Origin of the sequence: Roseateles sp., from assembly GCF_049240545.1 — a bacterium.
GTDB lineage: Bacteria > Pseudomonadota > Gammaproteobacteria > Burkholderiales > Burkholderiaceae_C > Paucibacter_A.
Genome location: NZ_JBMLSK010000365.1, coordinates 1 through 5,721, shown reverse-complemented (window position 1 = coordinate 5,721; position 5,721 = coordinate 1). Strand labels below are relative to the sequence as shown.

General features: G+C 69.3%; 7 protein-coding genes. All 7 read right to left on the bottom strand.

Going from position 1 to position 5,721, the window contains the following annotated elements:
* Positions 1-524 (bottom strand): JAB domain-containing protein (locus ACOVRJ_RS22030; RefSeq protein ID WP_422045962.1); only part of this gene is annotated, 524 nt, incomplete at its 3' end.
* Between the two features lie 100 nt (positions 525-624).
* Positions 625-1,062 carry a DUF3577 domain-containing protein gene (locus tag ACOVRJ_RS22025; RefSeq protein WP_422045961.1) on the bottom strand — a complete coding sequence of 146 codons (438 nt, stop codon included), beginning with the start codon at positions 1,060-1,062 and terminating at the stop codon, positions 625-627.
* 562 nt (positions 1,063-1,624) lie between these two features.
* Complete coding sequence (locus ACOVRJ_RS22020; RefSeq protein WP_422045960.1) at positions 1,625-2,566, bottom strand: PFL_4669 family integrating conjugative element protein; 942 nt, start codon at positions 2,564-2,566, stop codon at positions 1,625-1,627.
* An 88-nt stretch (positions 2,567-2,654) separates the two neighbouring features.
* A complete protein-coding gene (locus ACOVRJ_RS22015) occupies positions 2,655-4,091 on the bottom strand; it encodes a hypothetical protein (RefSeq protein ID WP_422045959.1) in 1,437 nt (478 codons plus the stop codon).
* 32 nt (positions 4,092-4,123) lie between these two features.
* The gene (locus ACOVRJ_RS22010) at positions 4,124-4,498 is read right to left on the bottom strand and encodes a hypothetical protein (RefSeq protein WP_422045958.1); all 375 of its coding nucleotides are present in this window, start codon (positions 4,496-4,498) and stop codon (positions 4,124-4,126) included.
* Positions 4,495-5,037, bottom strand: a complete 543-nt coding sequence (locus ACOVRJ_RS22005; RefSeq protein ID WP_422045957.1) for an STY4526/YPO1902 family pathogenicity island replication protein — start codon at positions 5,035-5,037, stop codon at positions 4,495-4,497. Before ACOVRJ_RS22005 ends, ACOVRJ_RS22010 begins: the two co-directional genes overlap by 4 nt.
* The coding region (locus tag ACOVRJ_RS22000) for a hypothetical protein (RefSeq protein WP_422045956.1) at positions 5,037-5,721 on the bottom strand (685 nt) is incomplete at its 5' end. The genes ACOVRJ_RS22005 and ACOVRJ_RS22000, both read right to left, overlap by 1 nt.

Genomic DNA, 5,721 nt, shown 5'->3' with positions numbered 1-5,721 from the left:
GCGTCCACGAGGGACAGCGACTGGCGCAACGTCTGCGTCAGGAACTCGTCGGCCCGGCTGGGCTCGGCGACTCCCGACGGGTGGTTGTGGGCCAGGATCACCGCCGCCGCGTTGTGCACCAGGGCACGCTTGACGACCTCGCGCGGGTAGACGCTGGTCTGGGTCAAGGTGCCGCGGAACAACTCCTCTGCGGCGATCACGCGGTTCTGCGCATCGAGGAACAGGGCCATGAAGACCTCGTGCTCCAGACGGGCCAGGGCCACGCGCAGGTAGTCGCGCACGGCCTGGGGCGAGGCCAGCACGTCGCGATGCTGCATCTCCTCGGCCAGCGAGCGACGCACCAGCTCGCGCGCAGCCTGCAGCTTGCTGGCGACGCGGGGCTGGGCGTAGACCGCCGGAACGGGTTCGTGCAGCAGTTGCGCGAGGCTGCCGCTGGCATCCTTGAGCAGATGGGCGGCGGTACGGGTGCCGACCAGCACGCCGAGCAGATCGGCGTCGGACAGCGACTGGATGGTGGAACGCATGGAACTCTCCTGATGGAACGTGTCCGGAGAGCTCCGCCCCGAGGGGAGGAGACTCCCCAGGGGGTGGATAAAGAAACGACGGTCAGACGATCAGCACGGCTCAGAAAGGCACGTCTTCGCGCTCCATCGGGCGAGCGGGTTGCGGCACATCGATCGCCACGCCATTGACCTTGGCGAACTTGATGCGCAGCAGCCGCCCCTTGATGGCGACACCGGGCTGCCCCTTGCGCTCACCCTTCTCGAAGGTGAACAGCTCGGGGTAGATGTCGGCGATCCGAAAACCGATGATCACCGCCTTCTCGGCGGCGACGTCGGCCTCCAGGCGCTGGACGACGCTCTGGGCGTCAGCACCGCTGACACGGCAGTCGAACTTCGTGTAGCTGACGTCGGCGTCGCTTCCGCGCAGGGCGGAAACGGTGCAGGCCAGGAACTCCTGACCTTTCTTCGGCTTGATGACGCGGACGCGGTTGAGATAACCGACGCCCTCGACATGCAGGTTGAAGAACGACGCGCTGTTGGCTTGAGTGGACTCGGACATGATGGCCTCCTACGGACATGGAACACAAGGAATGGGAAGACCACCCCCTGCTCGGGGACGGAACTCCCCGGCTGGGTTGAAGCAACTCACGACATCTCCGAGCCTTGCGGCTCCCGGTTTTCAGGAGATCTGACCGGATTCGGGCGATGCGTTACGCGCATCAATCGGGCTGACTCAGCCAGCGGTGGAAACCTCGGCGTTGACGGCGTACCGGCACGGGCAGCGCCACGCGATGGCCGATGCTGATCCGGGGTTAATGTGGAAGTCTTCCATGATCCGGGGCGTTGTCCCACATCATGAAAGTTAGCGCACCGTGCAACTTCAGTGCGGACACTGTCTGCTCGGGCATCGCTGCCGCAGGGCGCGCGGCTCAACGTGAGCTCGATGACCGCGTCGCCATCGACCACGAGGCGGCGGGCGACTACGCGGTAGCCGCCGAAGACGACGGTCTCCGCACCGTGCTCGCGAGCCGCGGCGATTGCGTCGAACGCGATGGCACGCAGCATCCGCCACTGCGCGGCATCCGGCTGCGGGACGCTGTCCGATGGGTACACGGTCGCCCTCACAGCAGTTGCCCCCTGGCCGGAGGCGACAGCTCGACGGCCGGGCTCAGCGAAGCCTCTCGCAACAGCCTGAGCTCCGCCGCCGTCGGGGTGACGCGGCGCTGGGTGTGGCGTGGCGCCTCCTCGCCGGTGAAGACCGCACGGGGTACCTCGCCGAATAGGCTCACAGCGGCCTGCACCCGCAGGCATGCCGCCTCGTCGGCACCGGGCAGGAAGTCCGCGCGCGACAGCGGCAGCATCTCCTCGCGCATCAGCGCTCGCTCCCAGCGGATGGGCTCGAGGAACAGCGCTCGAAGCCCCCGGCCGATCTCACGGATCGCCTCGCGCCCCGCCTCGTCGCTCAGCCGATCCTTGAGCATCAGCGTCTGCACCAGTCTCACGTGGTAGTCGAACTCCACGATCGCCTCGGCAGTGGCATAGCCGTAGGGGCTGCGGAAGCCCAGTTCCACGGTCACCGGCCGGCTGGAGGCCAGCACCGACAGGCTCAGGCCCCGGGCACGCAGCCGATCCAGTTCCGCCTCGCGGGCCTCGATCGTCCCGGCCATCTGCGCGCGGATCTCGCCCAGGCGCTGGGTGACGCGGATGAGGATCCAGTCGGCATAGGGGTTGTCACGAGCGGACAGCGCCCAGATCGACCGCAGCACGGCGGCGAAACGTCGACCGCCAGGGATAGCCGCCACCTGCCCCGCCGCGTCCCCCCGGCGGCCAGCGAACATCTGCCAGGCCTCGCGGGTGTGCAGCGTCATCGAGTCCGGGGTCTGGTCGGCCAGGCGGCCGACGGCGCCGCGCGGCGAGGCTCGGCGGGTGTCGCCAAGCGGCGCTGGGTCGCGTGCGGTCACGGATTCGTTGTCGACCGGGTCGCCGGCCAGTGGACGGCCATACCCGGCGATGTCGGCAGCGCTGTCGATCTCGGTGTCGGTGCTCGGTTGCTGGGTCTGCATTCACGGCTCCTCGTGCTTCATACGTGATCGGAAGTGGGCTTGCGGAACAGGGATGGACGCAACGGCAGTGGTGAGCGGCCGGCGCGCATCAGAGCTTCGGCGGCCTGGTGAGGCGACTGCGCACGTCACGCAGCAACGCGCTGACGCGCTCCCGCCGCTCCCGCTCGCGGGCCTGGTACTCGGGCGTGGCGCGCTCGGCGGCGAGTCGTTGCCCCTCGACCTGCTGCGCCCGGCGCGCATCGGCCTCACGCCGCAGACGGTCACGCTCGGCCGCAACTCGCGGCGCAAGCTCCGGGACGAACTGGCCGGCAGCGGCACGCTGGACGAGCCCGCGCAGGTAGGCCACGGGGCTGCGCACACGCTCGGTCTGCAGGCGGCCGGCGAGTTCGTCGAGAAGGGTCTGGCCCAGGGCGGGTGCAGTGCCGAGCAGCAGCCGGGCAGCGTCGCGCTCGGCTGGCAGCAGACGCTCCGGAAAGATCAGGGCATCACCACCACCCACCGCATCGCCGGGCAAGCCCTGGCGCGTTGGTCGCGATCCCGTGTCCTGTGGTTGTAGTTCTTCACCTGTACTCTGTTCCTTATGAGGGATGGCGCTTTCGTCGGAACAGTGATGGCGGTTTCGTCGAATCTGTGATGGCGGATCTGTCGAAACAAGACTGTGGGAACGCCGCAGACTTGTTTCGACGTTCGGTGACATCCAGGGTGCGGCATCGCCACGGACTACGCCGGTACGCGCCGGGCCGCCCAGGAATCCCTCGGAACGCTGGCTGAGCAGTGCTGCCAGAACCTCCAGCCGCACGCGTGCGAACAGGCTCGGCGGCATGCCCCGTATCCGCTCTTCCCAGACGCCTGCGGCCAGCAGGTCGCGGCGCGCGGATTCCTGCTCACGCCTGGACAGCCCCAACTGGTCGAGCCAGTGGGCGGCGGAGTCGTCGATCCAGGCATCCTGCTGACGCCTGGCCTGCAGACGCGTCAGGTGCAGCGCACGCGACAGCAGCAGCCCGGCGTGGACACCCCCTGCGACCGCCGCCAGGGCGCGATGAAACACCACCGCTGGGCCCAGCAGTTCGGCGATCAGCATGCGGTCATGCCGGTCGGTGTCCGGTGCGCTGAGCAGCCGGGCATCCACCCGCTCTGCCAGCCGGCGGCCGAGCTCCTCGAGGTTCAGACGGAAGTGCAGTCGGGCTGGCAGCCCGAGCAGTTGCTCGTCCAGCAGGGCGAGCATGCGCAGCACCTCCCGGGCGCTTGTCTGCTCGCGGGCTGACAAGCCCAGCTCCAACTCCCAGTGACCGGCGGTCTTGTGAAACCACCCGTCGCGCAGCGCGATAGCCCTGCCCTGCCGGGTCCAGTAGATCGCCTGGGAGAGCAGCAGCGCAGCCTTGACGTTGGTGGTGACGTCGACCAGCCGCCGATGGAACGCGACGTGGCGCCCCAACAGTGGCCAGATCGCCTCCAGCAGCCTCTGCGGCGCCTCGACGGGGCACTCTGCTGGGTTGGTCCCGGCGGAGTGCTCAGGCACGGCCATAGGGCTCGCTCCGCGGCCTCATCGCGCCCTCCTCACCGCGCAGACCTGGCGGCCTGAGCCTTTAGAGCCGCCCAGACCGCCGACGCCCGCACCCGGAACCACAGCCGGGCCGGCATGCCGACGCGACGCTCCTCCAGCAGACCGGCGTCGCGCAGCGCACGGCGGGCTGTTTCCTGCTCCCAGCGCGACAGGCCGGTCTCCTCGGACCATTGCTCCTGGGACTTGAGGAACCACCCGTCGGCCTCGCCATCGAGCGCCTGGGTGGTCCAGATCGCGTGCGACAGCAGCAAGGCCGCATTGACGCCGCCGCTGACCGGGACTAGACAACGGTGGAAGGTGACCGGGGTGTCGAAGACATCGAGCAGCAACGCCGGGGTGATGCCCAGGTCTTGTGCGCGCGGGTTCATGCCATCGCCTCGAAGTCGCGGACCACCACCTCCAGCACAGCGATCGGCAGTTGGGGAAAGGCCTGGTGAAGCTGGAAGTAGCGGGTTCGCGGTGAGGGATCGCCGATCGCGCGCCACGCGAGGTAGATGCGCTCGCGCGTGGCGTGGTCGTGCAGCGCCACCCGGCCCGAAGGCCGGTGCGCGCCGAGTTCCCGGCGCAGCTTCAGCGTGAGCTTGCGACGCAGCTTGAAGAGGCGCCCCATGAGTGCCGTTGAAGCGCCGTGGCGGATGAAGTAGATCTCCAGCGCCTTGGCCTCGTTGACGAGCGCCACGGTCCGCAGACCCGCCTGCAGTGCCTCCCCATCGAGCGCGATGCCGATCGTGAGGCTGCGCATCGTGGCCAGCCGGTTCAGATCCACCGCCGAGAGACGCCTCAGGTTGGCGAGTTGGTCGGCCGCGAGGCCGGCGGCCCGCACCTCCTCAGGGCCGGCGTCGGCCAGGCGCACGGCCACGTGGTTCAGCAGGACGAACCGCACCTGGGGGTCGAGCAGCGGCAGCATCACGGCCCCTCCTTGCCGCCGTCGCCGGGCGTTGCCGCACGGGACTGGCGTAGGCGTGTCAGCAGCGCCAGGAACGCCGCGGCCGTGGCGTCAGCCGGGTCGGTGAGCCAGCGGATGAGTTCGGGCGAGGACCGCAGTGGCGACGGCCCGCTGCCCTTGAGCGCCGACTCGTCGGTGACCAGCGCGAGCGCCGACCACGCGCGCTGCTTCGCGGGGTCGGATCGTTGTGGAGCCGGCAGCGCGCCAAGCCGGTATCCGGAGCCGGAAGCGCGGGAGCGCTGGAGCACACCCTCCATGCCCGCCTGCCGCGCGAAGGCTTCGACACCGTCGGTCGGATCGCTGGCAACGTGGTCGGCGGTTGGGACAGACCCGTCTCCGGGTTCATCGTCCCGAACCGGGGCCGCCATCGACCCCGCCCCCACCGCACTCGGTGCGGTGCCCATCCCGCGTCCGCCGCGCCCGGCGATGGCAGCGCGCAACGCGTCAACGGGCTCACCGAGCCGGCGGGCGAGCGCCACCTCGCACGCCTCGACGGTCGCTGCGACGGTGAATGATCCGGCCACCGCACGAAACACCGGCTCGAAGACCTCGGCGTACAGGGCGTCCTCGTCGATGTCGGCCTGGGCCTGCGCATCTGATCGTTGCACACACTTGACACAAGTGTTTGGTCCCGCTATTCTCCCT